Origin of the sequence: Proteus hauseri ATCC 700826 (assembly GCF_001654965.1) — a bacterium.
GTDB classification, from domain to species: Bacteria; Pseudomonadota; Gammaproteobacteria; order Enterobacterales; family Enterobacteriaceae; genus Proteus; species Proteus hauseri.
This window is the reverse complement of record NZ_LXEV01000030.1, coordinates 78166-95622: the sequence shown is the minus strand read 5'-3', so window position 1 is coordinate 95622 and position 17457 is coordinate 78166. Positions and strand designations below refer to the sequence as shown.

Annotated in this window: 16 protein-coding genes; 13 read left to right on the top strand and 3 right to left on the bottom strand. The window is 37.7% G+C overall.

The window, feature by feature from the left end:
• Positions 1–19: 19 nt before the first annotated feature.
• The 10 genes from pbpC to der all read left to right on the top strand — a co-directional run bounded on the left by pbpC (position 20) and on the right by der (position 11969).
• Entirely contained in the window at positions 20–2341 is a 2322-nt protein-coding gene (pbpC, locus tag M997_RS13205) for a peptidoglycan glycosyltransferase PbpC (protein WP_064720567.1), read from the top strand.
• A 327-nt stretch (positions 2342–2668) separates the two neighbouring features.
• Positions 2669–3094, top strand: coding sequence for a nucleoside-diphosphate kinase (gene ndk, locus M997_RS13200; protein WP_064720566.1), 426 nt, complete (start codon positions 2669–2671; stop codon positions 3092–3094).
• 136 nt (positions 3095–3230) lie between these two features.
• The gene (gene rlmN, locus M997_RS13195) at positions 3231–4412 is read left to right on the top strand and encodes a dual-specificity RNA methyltransferase RlmN (RefSeq protein WP_064720565.1); all 1182 of its coding nucleotides are present in this window, start codon (positions 3231–3233) and stop codon (positions 4410–4412) included.
• A gap of 90 nt (positions 4413–4502) precedes the next feature.
• Positions 4503–4937: a hypothetical protein gene (locus M997_RS13190; protein ID WP_064720564.1), complete on the top strand. Its 435-nt coding sequence runs from the start codon at positions 4503–4505 to the stop codon at positions 4935–4937.
• 74 nt (positions 4938–5011) lie between these two features.
• Positions 5012–5965: a cytoskeleton protein RodZ gene (rodZ, locus tag M997_RS13185; RefSeq protein ID WP_064720563.1), complete on the top strand. Its 954-nt coding sequence runs from the start codon at positions 5012–5014 to the stop codon at positions 5963–5965.
• Between the two features lie 46 nt (positions 5966–6011).
• Entirely contained in the window at positions 6012–7133 is a 1122-nt protein-coding gene (ispG, locus tag M997_RS13180; RefSeq protein WP_064720562.1) for a flavodoxin-dependent (E)-4-hydroxy-3-methylbut-2-enyl-diphosphate synthase, read from the top strand.
• A 122-nt stretch (positions 7134–7255) separates the two neighbouring features.
• On the top strand, positions 7256–8539 hold the full coding sequence (gene hisS, locus M997_RS13175; RefSeq protein WP_064720561.1) for a histidine--tRNA ligase: 1284 nt from the start codon (positions 7256–7258) through the stop codon (positions 8537–8539).
• A 10-nt stretch (positions 8540–8549) separates the two neighbouring features.
• Positions 8550–9170, top strand: coding sequence for a YfgM family protein (locus M997_RS13170; RefSeq protein ID WP_064720560.1), 621 nt, complete (start codon positions 8550–8552; stop codon positions 9168–9170).
• 14 nt (positions 9171–9184) lie between these two features.
• The gene (gene bamB, locus M997_RS13165; RefSeq protein ID WP_064720559.1) at positions 9185–10357 is read left to right on the top strand and encodes an outer membrane protein assembly factor BamB; all 1173 of its coding nucleotides are present in this window, start codon (positions 9185–9187) and stop codon (positions 10355–10357) included.
• Positions 10358–10478: 121 nt separating this feature from the next.
• Positions 10479–11969, top strand: coding sequence for a ribosome biogenesis GTPase Der (der, locus tag M997_RS13160; RefSeq protein ID WP_064720558.1), 1491 nt, complete (start codon positions 10479–10481; stop codon positions 11967–11969).
• Between the two features lie 69 nt (positions 11970–12038).
• Here the strand turns inward: der and M997_RS13155 are convergent, their stop codons facing one another.
• The 3 genes from M997_RS13155 to M997_RS13145 all read right to left on the bottom strand — a co-directional run bounded on the left by M997_RS13155 (position 12039) and on the right by M997_RS13145 (position 14923).
• Positions 12039–12953 (bottom strand): Gfo/Idh/MocA family protein, encoded by a 915-nt coding sequence (locus M997_RS13155; protein WP_064720557.1) that lies wholly within the window; start codon positions 12951–12953, stop codon positions 12039–12041.
• A gap of 143 nt (positions 12954–13096) precedes the next feature.
• Positions 13097–14281, bottom strand: a complete 1185-nt coding sequence (locus tag M997_RS13150; protein ID WP_064720556.1) for an SGNH/GDSL hydrolase family protein — start codon at positions 14279–14281, stop codon at positions 13097–13099.
• A 33-nt stretch (positions 14282–14314) separates the two neighbouring features.
• A complete protein-coding gene (locus tag M997_RS13145) occupies positions 14315–14923 on the bottom strand; it encodes a TetR/AcrR family transcriptional regulator (RefSeq protein ID WP_064720555.1) in 609 nt (202 codons plus the stop codon).
• Between the two features lie 248 nt (positions 14924–15171).
• On the opposite strand from M997_RS13145, the gene M997_RS13140 reads away from it, so the two are divergent.
• From M997_RS13140 to M997_RS13130, 3 genes are all read left to right on the top strand, one after another.
• Positions 15172–16149, top strand: coding sequence for an alpha/beta fold hydrolase (locus M997_RS13140; protein ID WP_064720554.1), 978 nt, complete (start codon positions 15172–15174; stop codon positions 16147–16149).
• 150 nt (positions 16150–16299) lie between these two features.
• Positions 16300–16869: a hypothetical protein gene (locus tag M997_RS13135; RefSeq protein WP_064720553.1), complete on the top strand. Its 570-nt coding sequence runs from the start codon at positions 16300–16302 to the stop codon at positions 16867–16869.
• Positions 16870–17053: 184 nt separating this feature from the next.
• Complete coding sequence (locus M997_RS13130; protein ID WP_239994687.1) at positions 17054–17404, top strand: hypothetical protein; 351 nt, start codon at positions 17054–17056, stop codon at positions 17402–17404.
• Positions 17405–17457 lie beyond the last annotated feature (53 nt).

Below are 17457 nucleotides of genomic sequence, written 5' to 3'. Positions count from 1 at the left end.
TTTTTCTTTGAGTTATTGAATGAAAATAGGATATAAACGGTTTATTGCCGTCGTTATTATTTTTGTATTAGCTACCCCTGTTTTAGTGTGGGTAGCTGATAAAATCTGGCCTCTTCCTGATCCTGAACCACAAATTGCAACCATTGTTACTGCTCAAGATGGAACACCGTTATGGCGATTTGCCGATAAAGACGGTATATGGCGTTATCATGTTAAGCTTGCTGATGTTTCTCCGGAATACTTACAAGCTTTAATTACTTATGAGGATCGTTGGTTTTATCAACATCCCGGTGTTAATCCTATGGCGATATTACGTGCGGCTTGGCAAGATTTGAGCTCAGGACGAATAGTGTCAGGAGGAAGTACATTATCAATGCAAGTTGCTCGCTTAATTGACCCACATTCTCGTACCTTAGGCGGAAAATTAAAGCAATTATGGCGAACAGCACAATTAGAGTGGTATTACTCGAAAGACGAAATCCTTGAAATCTATCTTAACCGGGCTCCTTTTGGTGGCACACTTGAAGGCATTGGTGCTGCAAGTTGGGCATATTTAGGCAAGTCACCGGCTGATTTATCTGCGGGTGAAGCAACACTAATGGCGGTGTTGCCTCAAGCACCGAGCCGTTTACGACCAGATCGCTATCCTGAGCGCGCTCAGATGGCAAGAGATAAAGTATTAGATAGACTGGCTGAATACAAAGTTTGGTCACAAGAAAAAGTTGATGAAATTAAAGAAGAACAGGTGCTTTTGGCACCAAGGCAAACCCCTCAGCTAGCGCCTTTACTTGCTCGTAGAATGTATAACGAAAAGAAAGCGCCAGTTATCACAACAACGATTGATATTAATATTCAAAGGCAACTTGAAGATATTACTAATCAATGGAAATACCAGCTGGCAGATAAGACATCCTTAGCAATACTCGTGGTTGATCATACAGATATGAGTGTGAAAGGGTATGTTGGTTCTGCGGATTTTAATGATAATAAACGCTTTGGTCATGTGGATATGATTAGCGCATGGCGTTCGCCAGGTTCAACATTAAAACCTTTTATCTATGGCTTAGCATTAGATGAAGGATTAATTCATGCTGAATCACTATTGCAGGATGTTCCACGGCGATTTGATAATTATCGACCTGGTAATTTTGATTCTGGATTTAATGGTGCAGTAAGTGCGAGTGAGGCGTTAAGTCGTTCTTTAAATTTACCCGCAGTACAATTAATTGAAGTCTATGGTGCAAAAAAGTTTGCAGCTAAATTACGACATAATCATTTAGAAATGCGTTTTCCTTATGGTTCAGAGCCTAATTTAGCGCTTATTTTAGGCGGGACTGCAACACGAATGGATGAGCTGGTTGCTGCATTTAGTGCATTGGCGCGACAAGGAAAAACTGCTGGTTTGCGTTTTAAGCCGGAACAAATTATCGAAGATAGAGTGTTAATGTCGCCGGGTTCTGCGTGGATAATACGTCGTATTCTTGCTGGAGAAGCACGGCCTCGTCCTGATAGTGCTATTTCAGCTATTGCTCCATTAGCATGGAAAACAGGAACAAGTTATGGCTATCGTGACGCATGGTCAATTGGGGTAAATGCGCGCTATACCATCGGCGTATGGGTTGGTAGACCGGATGGCACCCCTGTTGTTGGGCAATTTGGTTTTGCAACAGCGGTACCCATAATGAATCAAGTAAATAATCTATTAACTGGATATATTTATCAAAACAAACAGCGTCCACCAACTGACTTAAAACCTAAAAGTGTCACCGCAGCAACAATTTGTTGGCCAACGGGTAAAATATTAGCGAAAGAAGATAGCAATTGCCGAGTTAGTCGCCGTAGCTGGATCCTTGATAACACTATTCCACCTACATTACTTAATGAAAACCAAGAAGGTATTTTGGGGATCAACGAAAAAATATGGGTAGACCAAGAAGGTAAACGTACAGGGCCAAATTGTCCAAATGCAGAGCTAAAAGATATTGCATTATGGCCGATAGCCTTAGAAGCATGGCTACCTGAAAAAGAGCGAAGGGCAAGGCGCTTGCCTCCTATTTCTGATACTTGCCCGCCAATTAAAGAAGACAATACTCCACTATTTATTTCAGGAATTCGTGCAGGAGATCTATTACGTCCATTACCGGGTGAAACGAATTTAGAGCTCACTGTATCCACACAAGGTGGAAATGGAACTCAGTGGTGGTTTTTAAATGGCGAACAGATAGGTAGTACTGAAAATGGTGAGGTATTCTCTTATCTACTAGAAAAGCGTGGTAAGTATCAGCTTTCTGTTCTTGACCTAAGTGGACAAACGGATATGGTTAATTTTACTTTCCGTTAAACTAATGGTGCTTATAAAAGTAGAGCATCGTAATTTTTATCATTGAATATAATTTGTTATTTATAGAATTAATGAGCTCTATTTTATTTGGGCTCCTGATTAAAAGGGCTCAAATAAAGGTAAAAATGTGATTGGAACGATAATTTATAACTTTTTTGCCACATTTTTTTAAAAAAAGAGGGGGATTAATATGGGAAATTTGTTTTTATCCTCCTATAATCGTGCCCTTATTTTTGCAGGGAATGCGGTATTTTATTCGCTCTTCCATGATCTGCGATAAAAAGAGACAACAAAAGTTGTAATTAATAAAATAATCAGAGGTAAGACATGGCTATTCAGCGTACATTTTCTATCATTAAACCTAATGCAGTAAAGAAAAACGTAATTGGTGCTATCTATCACCGTTTTGAAAGCGCGGGCTTCAGCATTGTTGCAGCTAAAATGTTACATTTAACTCGCGAACAAGCAGAAGGTTTTTATGAAGAGCACAAAGGCCGTCCTTTCTTTGACGGACTCGTTGAGTTTATGACTTCAGGTCCAATTATGGTTCAAGTATTAGAAGGCGAAAATGCCGTTCAACGCCACCGTGATCTGATGGGCGCAACTAACCCAGATAACGCATTAGCTGGCACATTACGTGCAGATTATGCAGATAGCTTTACTGAGAACGCTGTACACGGTTCTGACTCAGAAGCATCAGCTGCGCGTGAAATTGCTTATTTCTTCGCTGAAGACGAAGTTTGCGCTCGCTAATTTATTAGCATCTATATACGAAAAACTGTACAATGCGGCGCCCTGTTAGCAAATTAACGGGGCGTCTTTTTTTATAAAGTATCCAGTTAACCAATTGGTTAACACAGGCCGCATAGTGTAACAACGAGGCAATGTCATGTCCCAATCTATAACTCCAGCGCCAAGCGCTTCTGTCGCTGTTTCTAAAGAAAATACTGTGAATCAAAAAGCAAAAATTAATCTGTTAGATTTAAATCGTAAACAGATGCGAGAGTTTTTTGCCTCTATGGGGGAAAAACCTTTTCGTGCTGATCAAATTATGAAGTGGATGTACCACTATTGTTATGATGATTTTGATCAGATGACAGATATTAACAAAGTGCTGCGAGCTAAATTAAAAGAAGTTGCAGAAATTAAAGCACCGGAAGTATCTGAAGAACAACGATCAACCGATGGCACCATAAAATGGGCAATTACTGTTGGTGATCAACAAGTAGAGACGGTATATATCCCAGAAGATGATCGTGCAACGTTATGTGTCTCTTCGCAAGTGGGTTGTGCGCTAGAATGTAAATTTTGCTCAACGGCACAACAAGGTTTTAACCGTAATCTAAAAGTCTCTGAAATTATTGGTCAGGTTTGGCGAGCGGCTAAAATTATTGGTTCTTTAAAAGAGACCGGTCGTCGTCCTATTACGAACGTTGTTATGATGGGAATGGGCGAGCCGTTGCTTAATCTGAATAACGTTATTCCTGCACTTGAAATAATGATGGATGATTTTGGTTTTGGTCTATCTAAACGCCGAGTCACTGTATCAACATCAGGTGTTGTGCCTGCATTAGATAAATTAGGTGATGCTGTTGATGTCGCATTAGCGATTTCATTACACGCACCAACTGATGATATTCGTGATGAAATTGTGCCAATCAATAAGAAATATAATATTGAAATGTTTCTTGATGGTGTTCGTCGTTATATTGCAAAATCAAATGCAAATCAAGGCCGAGTAACTGTCGAATATGTCATGCTTGATCATATTAACGACAGTACTGAACAGGCTCACCAATTAGCGGATTTGTTAAAAGATACACCTTGTAAAATCAATTTAATTCCTTGGAATCCGTTCCCAGGGGCACCTTATGGGCGTAGTTCTAATAGTCGTATTGACCGTTTCTCTAAAGTACTTATGGAATATGGTTTTACAACAATAGTGAGAAAGACACGAGGTGATGATATTGATGCTGCATGTGGTCAATTAGCGGGCGATGTTATCGACCGTACTAAGCGTACACTGAAAAAGCGTCAACAAGGTGAACCAATCTCGATTAAAGCAGTCTGATACAGGTGGATGTCTCTTTGTGTTGTGCGTAATGTAGAATTATCATAATACAAAGAGTTACAAGGATGAAAACACTTAAGGAATATGGCGATGATAAGGATATCATCATTAGTAGCAACTATTGGCTTGATGCTGTTGGTATTAGGTTGTCAACCATCAGCCAATCAAAAGCGTGTGGCTGTTTCGACTCGCTTACAATTAGGTGAAGCTTATTTAGCTGAACAGCAATACCAAATAGCGCAATACCATTTCCAAAAAGTGCTTTCAGTGATGCCAACACATCCTCAAGCAAATACAGGAATGGCTTTAACATTTCAATTATTAGGCGATAAGATCCAAGCGCAACATTATTACAAATTAGCGATGAAGTCGAAGCCAGTAAATGTTAATGTATTAAGACTTTATGGCAATTTCCTTTGTGAACAAAATCTATTAAATAACAATAGAGTAGTAATTGAGGATATATCGCCAGAATATTTGGTTTGCCAACAAGGTGATCCTGATATATCACAAAATTCGCGGTGATAGCGTTAAGGTACTGGGTGCTTTACGTGTTCATCAATGTTAAACATCCAATAGCCACAGTGCCTAGATTGCTAATGAATACTGAAAACAAAACCGAAGAAGTGAAATTAACAGCAGGTCAACTTTTACGTCAGGCTCGTGAAAGAGTGGGGTTAACACAACAAACTGTTGCTGATCGACTTTGTTTGAAGTTATCGACAGTTCGTGAAATCGAAACGGATGATGTTTCTTCGGATATTGCACCAACATTTTTACGCGGATATATGCGTTCTTATGCTAAGTTAGTTGGTGTTCCTGAAAGTGAAATTCTTGGTTTTATCAATCAACAAGCACCGGCTAAACAAATTCGAGTGACCACTACTCAAAATTATTCATTAGGCAAAAGACACAAAAAACGTGAAGGCTGGTTGATGAAAATTACATGGGTTATTCTCATTGTGATGGTGGCATTCGTGGGTGTTTGGTGGTGGCAAGGGCATCAAGCCGATCAACAAGAATTGGTCTCTATGGCATCTCAAAACATAGAGAAAAACAACTCGCAAGAAAGTTCGAATACAATAAATTCTCCTTTAGCATCCTTAGATAATACGCCTGTATCAGAGGGTGAAAATTTGCAAGAATCTGATTCTGCGATAGTAAATAATCTGCCGAATAAGGTTGTTGAGCCTACTCCTGCAGAAGCAACATCAACAGCTGAAGTAAAAACGGTTCCATTACCAGTGTCACCTCTAACTACATCAACCACTTCTCGTGCACATGCAACTGATGAAACAGCAAGCGCAGCTGTCGCTGATCAGCTTGTTATCATGTTTGATGGTGAATGTTGGTTAGAAATTCGTAATGCTCAAAATAAAGTCTTATTTAATGGTATTAAGAAAGCGGGCGAACGTCTGGAATTTAATGGTGAGCAACCTTATAAACTAAAAATAGGTGCGCCTTCAGTAACTCGCTTACAGTTTAATGGCGAATCTATCGATCTAAGTCGTTTTACTGGCAAAATAGCAAAAATAACCGTACCTGGCGCCTAATCTGACTACATATTTGAGTAAGCATGGAAGCATGGGAGAATTAATAATGCATAAAGAATCACCTATTATTCGTCGTAAATCGACCCGAATTTATGTTGGTAATGTACCTATTGGCGATGGTGCGCCTATCGCGGTGCAGTCGATGACGAATACACGAACGACAGACGTAGAAGCGACTGTTCGCCAGATTAAAGCTCTGGAACGTGTAGGGGTGGATATAGTTCGTGTTTCTGTACCAACAATGGATGCTGCTGAAGCATTTAAATTAATCAAACAACAAGTTAATGTACCTTTAGTTGCTGATATTCATTTTGATTATCGTATTGCACTAAAAGTCGCTGAATATGGTGTTGATTGTTTACGTATCAATCCAGGTAATATTGGTAACGAAGAACGTATTAGACAAGTTGTTGACTGTGCTCGTGATTATGATATTCCAATTCGTATTGGCGTGAATGGTGGCTCTCTTGAAAAAGATATTCAAGAAAAGTATGGGGAACCAACACCAGAAGCATTATTAGAATCAGCAATGCGCCATGTTGATATCCTTGATAGACTCAATTTTGATAAATTTAAAGTCAGTGTTAAGGCATCAGATGTTTTTCTTGCCGTTGATTCTTATCGTTTATTAGCGAAGAAAATCGATCAACCTTTGCATCTTGGGATCACTGAAGCGGGTGGGGCAAGAGCTGGATCAGTAAAATCTGCAATAGGTCTTGGGCTTTTATTATCTGAAGGGATAGGCGATACATTAAGAATTTCATTGGCAGCAGATCCTGTCGAAGAAGTGAAAGTCGGTTTTGATATTTTAAAATCGTTGCGTATTCGTTCTCGTGGAATTAACTTTATTGCTTGCCCGACTTGTTCTCGCCAAGAGTTTGATGTTATTGGTACCGTTAATGAATTAGAGCAGCGTCTTGAAGATATTATTACCCCAATGGATGTTTCTATTATTGGTTGCGTGGTTAATGGTCCTGGTGAAGCTGAAGTATCAACATTGGGTGTAACAGGTGCAAAAACACGCAGTGGTTTTTATGAAGATGGTATCAGACAAAAAGAGCGTCTTGATAATGGTAATATGATTGATTTATTAGAAGCCAAAATTCGCGCTAAAGCATCAATGCTTGATAGTAATATGCGTATAAATATAAATCAATTGGACAATTAATATTCAATTTACGGGCTCATTGTACAATGAGCCCGTATTACTATTGATTTCAGATTGAATGCTGATTGATTTCGCTTCTATAATCAGTCTATTGAACAATGAATAACTATTAGAGAAAAAAAGTGGCCCAAAAAATCCAAGCCATTCGTGGTATGAACGACTATCTTCCTGCTGATACACGTGTATGGCAGAAAATTGAAAACACGTTAAAGCAAATTTTAGCGGGTTATGGTTTTAGCGAAATCAGAACACCTATCGTAGAGCATACCCCTCTATTTCAGCGAGCAATTGGTGAAGTAACCGATGTTGTTGAAAAAGAAATGTATACTTTTGTTGATCGTGGTGAAGATGCTCAAAGCTTAACATTACGCCCTGAAAATACAGCTGGTTGTGTTCGTGCAGGTATTGAACATGGTTTACTGTATAACCAAGAACAACGCTTATGGTATTTAGGGCCGATGTTCCGTTATGAACGCCCACAAAAAGGTCGTTACCGCCAGTTTCATCAATTAGGTGCTGAAGTTTTTGGCCTTCAAGGCCCAGATATTGATGCTGAGCTTATCATGCTAACAGCACGCTGGTGGCGCGCTTTAGGTATTTCTGAGCATGTTACTTTAGAATTGAATTCTATCGGTTCTTTAGACGCGCGTGCTAAATACCGTCAGGCTTTAGTCGCTTTCCTAGAATTACACGTTGATAAATTAGATGAAGACTGTAAACGTCGTATGTATTCTAATCCATTGCGTGTTTTAGACTCTAAAAATCCTGAAATTCAGACTTTATTGAATGATGCGCCTGAACTTTTCGATTATCTTGATGACGAATCTAGGGCGCACTTTGAAGGCCTTTGTGCATTACTTGATTCTGTTGGTATTACTTATCGAGTAAATCAGCGTTTAGTTCGTGGTTTAGATTATTATAACCGTACTGTTTTTGAGTGGGTAACTAGCGCATTAGGTTCACAAGGCACGGTTTGTGCTGGTGGACGTTATGATGGTTTAGTGAAGCAATTAGGTGGACATCCAACGCCAGCTGTAGGTTTTGCGATGGGTATGGAACGCATGATCTTATTAGTTCAAGCGGTTAATCCTGATTTTGTTGCTGATACTAATGTGGCTGATGTTTACCTCGCATCTTTTGGCGATAAGAGCCAAAGTGCAGCATTGATCTTGGCTGAAGAGATCCGTGACCAATTACCGCAATTACGTCTCATGACGAATCACGGTAATGGAAACTTTAAAAAACAGTTGAGCCGCGCTGATAAACAAGGTGCTAAAATTGCACTAATTTTGGGTGAAGACGAAATTAATGCAGGTACAGTTGCAGTGAAAGATTTACGTTCAGGTGAACAAAAAATCGTTGCTCGTAATGAACTGGCCCAGCAACTGTCACTGTTATTAGGTTAAGGAGAGACTTGTGGAAGTTTATAGCTCTGAGAATGAACAAGTTGATGCAATTAAGCAATTCTTCAAAAATTATGGCTTAACTATTGTGTTATCAGTAGTTATTGGTTTTGGTGGTGTATTTGGCTGGAAATATTGGCAGTCACACCAAATCAATCGCCTGCAAGAAAGCGCAGATGCGTTTGCTACAGTCAATGATGGCCTAAGTAAAGTAACCCCAGAAAGTATTGCCGCCGCTGAAAAATTTGTTACTGAAACTAACGATATTTATGGTGCATTAGCGGCTTTAGAGCTTGCTCAAATTGCTATTGAAGCAAATGACCTAGTGAACGGTGAACGTCACTTAACTGCAGCTTTATCAAAAGTGAAAAATGATGCTTTTGCAGACATGCTTAATCTTCGCTTAGCTCGCGTACAATTGGCATTAGATAAAACAGATGCCGCATTAATTTCGCTTGAGCAAGTGAAAAGTAAAGCATGGAATGGAATGAAAAATTATATCCGTGGTGATGTGTTAGCGAAAAAAGGTGATAGTGCAGGTGCAACAGCCGCGTATCGAGCCGCATTAACTGATGAAAATGCAGGTGCTATTCGCTCACTGGTTGAACTTAAACTCAATAATTTATCCAATTAAAGGGATCTTCAGACATGCAACTGCGTAAAACTCTCCTGGTTGGTCTACTAGCATCTGCTTTATTGGCAGGTTGTTCTAGTGAACAGGATAATGTGACTATGTCTCCATTACCTGAGGTGCAGAGTCAATTTACACCAACGGTTGTTTGGGACAAGTCAGTTGGAAATGGTATTGGAAAATACTATTCCCATTTGTCACCAGCATGGGATGGCTCAGTTGTTTATGTCGCTGATCGCCATGGTTTAGTTAAAGCATTAGAACTCGATACAGGTAAAGAGCTCTGGTCACAAGATCTCTCAACTAAGACAGGCTTCTTCTCTTCTAATGAATCAGCGCTGCTTTCCGGTGGTTTAACTGTTTCTGGTTCTCGCATTTTTGTGGGAACAGAAAAAGCGAAAGTTTACGCACTTAATACTGATGATGGTTCTATTGATTGGGAATCTGATGTTGCAGGAGAGGCAATTTCTCGTCCTGTCGTTAGTGATGGATTAGTTCTTATTCATACTAGCAATGGTATGTTGCAAGGGCTTGACTTGCTTAGTGGTGAGATTTCATGGACAGTTAACTTAGATACACCATCATTGTCAGTTCGTGGTGAATCTGCTCCAGCAGTTGCTTATGGTGCTGCTATTATTGGTGCAGATAATGGTCGTGTTAGTGCGGTTGTGTTATCTCAGGGCCAGCTGATTTGGCAACAGAATATCTCGCAAGTGAAAGGCTCAACAGAAATTAGCCGATTAAATGACGTTGATATCACACCTGTTATTGATGAAAATACTGTTTATGCAATGGCATACAATGGTAATTTAGTTAGCTTAGATATGCGTTCGGGTCAGATTTTATGGAAACGTGATTTAGGCTCCGTTAATGATATGGTTCTTCTTGGTGATAATATCTACCTTGTTGACCAAAATGACCGAGTTTTATCTGTTCGTAAATCTGATGGTGTGACATTATGGACACAAGAAGATTTATTGCATCGCAATTTAACCGCTCCTGCTATTTTTGATGGCTATTTAGTTGTTGGTGATGCAGAAGGTTATCTTCACTGGATTGATACCAGCACAGGAAAATTTATTGCGCAAAATTCAGTAAATAGCTCTGGTTTACTTAGTCGTCCTCAAGTTGCAAAAGATAAACTGATGATCCAAGCTCGTGATGGTAAGCTTTATCTTTATAGTCGGTAATTTATTGCAGACTAACCTATTTATTTTACGGCTCCTTTAAAGGAGCCGTTTCGTCTTTTTAGTATTTACATGTAAAATACAATCATAGATTTATAATTGTATTTTTATGAGGCATCAAAGAATGATACCCGTTATTGCCTTAGTAGGGCGCCCTAATGTGGGAAAATCCACATTATTTAATCGACTAACACGCACAAGAGACGCATTAGTTGCTGACTTTCCTGGATTAACTCGTGACCGTAAATATGGTCGTGCAGAGTTAGATGGGGAAGAATTTATTATTATTGATACCGGTGGTATTGATGGTGCTGAAGAGGGTGTTGAAACCCACATGGCATCACAATCATTACAGGCTATTCAAGAAGCTGATATTGTTCTATTTTTAGTTGATGCACGCGCAGGTTTAATGCCAGCAGATCAGGGCATTGCTAAACATCTTCGTGGTGTTGAGAAAAAAACGTATTTAGTTGCGAATAAAACAGATGGTATTGATACCGATACTGCGCTTGCTGATTTCTATTCATTAGGTTTAGGTGAAATTTTCCCTATCGCTGCTTCTCATGGTCGTGGTGTTGCTCAACTTATTGAACAAGCACTATTACCTATCACAGGTAAAGTGATTGAAGAAGAAAAAGAGCTGACTGAAGAAGAAGAAAATGCTGCCTATTGGGCTGCGTTAGAAGCTGAACAAAAAGAGCAAGAATTAGAAGATGAAGAAGATGATTTCGATCCTTCAACATTACCCGTAAAACTGGCGATAGTTGGCCGCCCTAATGTAGGTAAATCCACATTAACTAACCGTATGTTAGGTGAAGAGCGTGTGGTTGTTTACGATATGCCAGGTACAACTCGCGACAGTATCTATATTCCGATGGAGCGAGATGAGAAAGAATATATTCTCATTGATACTGCGGGCGTGCGTAAGCGCGGTAAAGTAAAAGAGACGGTCGAGAAATTCTCTGTTATCAAAACACTACAAGCTATTGAAGATTGTAATGTTGCATTATTAGTTATTGATGCAAGAGAAGGTATTTCAGACCAAGATCTCTCTTTATTAGGTTATATTCTTAACGCTGGACGCTCATTAGTTATTGCTGTGAATAAATGGGATGGCATGACACAAGAAGACCGTGATCAAGTAAAAGATATGCTTGATCTTAAATTAGGTTTTGTTGATTTTGCTCGTGTTCACTTTATTTCAGCGCTACATGGTAGTGGTGTTGGTAATTTATTCGAGTCTATTCAAGAAGCTTATATTTGTGCTACACGCCGCGTAGGTACTTCTATGCTTACACGTATCATGAAAATGGCTGAAGATGACCACCAACCACCGATGCTTCGTGGACGTCGTGTAAAAATGAAATATGCGCATGCAGGGGGTTATAACCCACCAGTTGTCGTTATTCATGGTAATCAGGTGTCAGATTTGCCTGATAGCTATAAGCGCTATTTGATGAACTATTTCCGTCGTACATTACAAGTCATGGGGACGCCAATCCGTATTCAATTTAAAGAGGGTGAAAACCCATATGCGGACAAGAAAAATAAATTAACTGTTTCTCAAATGCGCAAGCGTAAGCGTTTATTATCCCATTTGAAAAAATCTAAATAAGTTAATTCAACTTAAACAAATAAAAACTGAGTTCAGCTAATAATGAACTCAGTTTTTTATATTTAAAGCTTATTGATTCACTAACATTTTCTCTATCATTAATTGAGCAATAATTGCTTGCTCACCACTAGTCATCGGTTCTGTATCATTTATAACAGAGTGAATAAAGTGCTCAACAGCACCAATAAAACCACGTTGTAATAAAATAGGATCCCAATTTTCAGGGTGCTTTTCAGCGATAATATTTTTGTTTTCACTACGCCATAAATTCATATTTGTAATTTGATAAAGATTATCCTCATCAACTGCAATAAGTTGTTCTTGCTGGCTTCCTGCTTTTCTATGCATCGATGTTGTTATCCAGCAATCATTTATTTTTAAATGGTGCTCAGCATAAAATAATTCATCTTTTTCTGTTTGAATAATATTGCCACTAATAAGTTTTGCTTTTGAACCTGCAAACCAAAGAGCTGTGTCTACAACATGTAAATAGTCATCGAATAAAGTAAAACGAGTATCTTTGGGGCCTATACTATCGCATCGATGTTTATCAATTCGTAAAGAAGAAAGGTGTGTAATATTCTGTTTTAATGACTGATAAAAAGGGGCAAATCGACGATTAAAGCCCACCATTAATTTTTTATTTTTTTTAGCTGCTAGCTCAATTAGGGCTTCAGACTGATCAATATTTTCTGTTAATGGTTTATCGACATAAATATGTACACCGGCATGTAATAAATATTTTATGACTTCAAAATGGCTAGATGTAGCACTATGCACAAAGATAGCATCACATTGTTTAGCAAGGGTATCTAGATTATCAAAAAAAGGAATACGATAAGCAGAACAAATTCTATTTCCTTTTTCGTTATTAGGCGAAAATGCACCGACAAGTTCCCATTTAGCGGTATTAGTTAAAATAGGTAGATAAACTTTTTGTGCAATTGATCCTAAACCTACTATACCGATGCGTAATTTTCTCATTATTCGCCTTCTTATTTTTCAATGTATTATTAGTTTAACAGAGTAAAAAAAGTGTATATCACTAATAATAATCTGATAGAAATAGTAATAGTCGTCATCATATAAAACGGGAGAGTACGTAATGAATTTTTTATCTCAATAACTTAATTTATCATGATCTTTTTAAGAAATATTAATTCAGCAATGCGTAAATGCCCTTTATAATTTAAATGTAGGTGATCACCAGAATCATATTGTAAATTGAGCTGATGAACATTTTGAGGATCACGTATCAATACATCACTATCAATAATCGCATGAAATTCGCCACTTTCTCGCATCCACTGATTTACTTTTTGACGAATAAGTTCTTTTTCAGGTTGATAGAAATTTTCTAAACCATATTCATCAGCACTTCGTAATGGAACGATAGTAACACCGACGATATCAATATCTTTTTTACGTGCCATGCTAATTAATTGGCGATAACCCTCAATTAGCATATCGAATGTTGGTATTTGGCCACTAGGGTCTAAGGTTGTACCTGCAAGCCCCAAATCATTTAATCCTATTTGTACAATACAAGTGGTGATCCCCGGTTGATTTAGTACATCATGCTCAAAACGAGTTAGTGTACTAATACCAATACCGTCTTTTAATAAACGTGAGCCAGATTGCCCCGCATTAACGATAGCAATATTTTGGGACACTACACGCTCGGCTAAAAAATCTGTCCAACGATGATAAGACTCCATTTCTACGCCATTACCATCAACCATAGAATCCCCAATCACGACTATGCTTTTACTTCTAGTTTCGGGTAAAACATGCACACTTTCTAACAATAAACGAGAACTGATTTTTTGGTCATATCCTGATTTTTCTTTGGTTTTATTACCGTTTTCCAAGAAAGAAAACTGGCGAGCATCCCAATGAAATGTATCTACAAAAACTAATTCTGGTAAATAAACTTGGAGTTTTATAATTGATAATGATGAAATATGTAGAGAAATTTCATCGCTATATAATATTTCACCAGCAGGAATGGTTGCGCTAGTATCTCCATTAAATGTGATATTAATCGGTTCAGATAGATCAGATTGTTTTTCCACAGAAATACAGCTATCTGCTAATTTCAATGGTTGTTTACCATAGCGATTAGAAAAGATTAAACGCAGTTTCTTTCCACCCAAACTGATACGGAATGTTTGTTTTAGCGTCTGATTATTTAATGTAGTCGGTATTTCTAGTGGAAAAGGAAATGCGTCGCCTGATGTTGGTTGTGAGGTTGAAAGCCATGTACACACCCACTCACTTTGTGAAGAATCAAAAGGTATTGAAGATGACATTATGTCTTTCTCCTACTATCGTTAAATAAATTATCAGTGTGAAGATGATGAGGTGATAAAAACATCGAAGGTACTCATTGCAACTTCTACCATATGCAGTAAACGTTCTCGGCTGACGCCGTCTCTTGCTTGAATCGATATTCCGTGTAAAAGCGTTGCAAAGTAGTCACCTATAGCTTGTATATCGGTTTTTATCGTTATATCGCCAGATTGAATACCTTGATTTATGCGCTCTATAATTGCGGCGGTACGAGCTTGGCGATAATGAGTAAGCCAAGTCATAATATTTTCATTATCACGAGTGTAATTTGTTAACGACAACACCACCATACAGCCATGAGGCTGGTTTTCTTTGGTGTAGGTTTCAACTGCATTGATAAGAAGTTGTTCAATAGCTAAACGTGTATTGGGTTCAAGCATGGCTTTATCAGCAAAGGCGCCTTCTTCAGCAAGATACAGTGCGATAGTTTCTCGAAAAAGATCCTCTTTTGAGCCGAATGCAGCATAAATTCGAGCAGAGGCGATACCTAATGTTTCGACTAAATCTGAAATAGAAGTCCCCTCATAACCACGTTGCCAAAACACTAATTTTGCTTTTCGTAATGCCGCTTCACGATCAAATTCTCTAGGTCTTCCTGCCATGAAAAATTCTCCACATAGTTAATCATCATTAAATACTACCAATTATTTGCTAAATGACAAAGAATTATTTTTTAGTGATTGACAAATAATTAAAGATCATCTTAATCTATTGTTTGTCGTTCGATAAACAATTAAGTGTAATGGTATGACAATGGTGATTAATTATTAATAAATTCATTTGGTTAATTGATATTGAATACTTGTTAAACACTTCAAAAAACGTTAATAAACTACTTTATGGAATATAAATGAACACATTATTTAAGAAGGTGATATTTGCTTCAGCAATGTTTTTTGCATTGCCTTGTACGATTTCTTTAGCAGCAGAAACGATAAAAAAACCAATAGAAGTGTTGAATTCAGCATCTATTCAAGCCAATGAAGCTGATTTTCAGCATCACTATGTGAAAGTGGATGGTCAGCGAATTCATTATGTTACTATCGGTAGTGGTGAACCTATTTTACTGATACCAGGATGGCCACAAACTTGGTATACATGGCGTTATGTTATGACTGAACTTGCCGCAAATGGTTATATGGCGATAGCCGTTGATCCACCAGGAACGGGTTATTCCGATAGACCCAATAGCGGTTATGACACCGGAACTGTAGCGACAACCATGTATAATATGATGAAACAATTGGGATATACTCAGTATGCCGTTGTAGGGCATGATATTGGCATGTGGATTGGTTATGCAATGGCGAGTGACTATCCTTCAACGATTAATAAAATTGCATTAGTTGAAGCTGTTATTCCAGGATTAGCCCCTGCACCTAGTATATTTGTGAAACCGGAAGAAAATATTTTTCTTTGGCATTTCATGTTTAATCAAGTGCAAGACTTACCCGAAATGCTAACGGCAGGCAAAGAGCGTGAATATCTCAATTTTATCTTTGATAATTGGTCATATCGACGCGATAGAGTCGCTGCTCAAACTTATATAGATTCTTATTCTTCACCAGGTGGGTTACGAGCAGGATTCGCATATTATCGAGCAATTCCGCAAACTATACTCCAAAACCAACAGCGTGCAGAGAAACAACTTACTATGCCTGTTCTGGCTATTGGTGCTGATCATGCTACTCGCGATGCGCCTCAATTAACTTTGCAAGGTAGAGCTATAAATTTGAAAGGCGTTATTCTCAATGAGTGCGGACATTTTGTAACTGAAGAATGCCCAGAACAATTAATGGTGGAATTATTACCTTTTTTGAATAAATAATTTTGAATCACAAAGCCACTTATTTTAGTGGCTTTTAAATGAGTTAATTCTTGATTTGCTAATATATTTCGGTAGTGTACATTCGTAGAAATCGCAATAATTATTTAGTTAAATACCCTCTATTCCTCTCTTCTTTTTAGGAAGTTTAATATGCTTAGAGTACTCATTCTTTTTGTTCTTTTTGGCCATCAAAGCATTGCATTTAGTAGCAATGGTTTCAGTGATGCCTCTATTGGGCTTATTGCTAATAAAAATGACGGGCTATTTTTATACACGGACAAGGCAATGTTAGCAGACCAATCTATTTATACTTGTTTTAATGACCCGATAGATAAAAATAACAATCGTTGTTTGTCATTAAAAGGTGAAGATTTTGATATTACAGATAAAGACAATGTGGTTTATGATTCTGTAGATGATAAAATTACTTACACATTTCTTTATAATAAAAAATTGACACAACTTGAACACTTTATGGATGAGTTATCAACTTCTGTTATTTATAGTAATAATCCTAATAATAACAATACGATTAAGATTACAGGTGCACTAAATCAATCTGAAATCATTTTTAATAATGATAAAGTGAATATTACAAATTGCTATAGCTCTGAAGGAATTCATATATTTAATAAAGATGATATAAATAAATACCATTTATATTATTATTTAGGATTTGATGTTATTTCCGACTGCCCAGATGAGCTATTTGAAGAATAACATATTTTAAATATCGATAATATTAATTAAATAGAATCGATTAGCACTATTTGAACAGAGAGTAACCTATCTTATAGTATTGATAGGTTCTTTACTTAAAGACATTATCTTCATAAAAAATTAATTATTTTTTTCAAAAAAAGTTTAAACTAAAATACATCTTTATTTGATGAGTTATTGTATCTTGAAAAAATGTATCATTATTGCATCGCTATTTGTTCTTTCTTCATGTGCTACGCCTGAAAAATGGATAGCAAATACATCGGAGCCATCGCCTTTAGGATCAGCTAGAAATATGTGTATGCAGCGTGTTACAGAAAGATATCCTGTTAGTTATTCAATAAATTCAGCTAATACTTCTTTTTCTCCGATGAGGGTAAATGGTAAAGAAATACCCAATACAGCAGCAGGGAGTACCTTCTCTTCTGATAGAAATGAGTGGGAGCGAAAAGATTATTTTAATACCTGTATGAGAGCAGAAGGGTGGGAAAATAAAAATAAAGTCACCGGGTTGTTAGCCTTTTTGTTTAATTAACCGCAACTGTCATTGCCGCAAAGCATAAATTTCAAATATTGTTAAGATAAAAC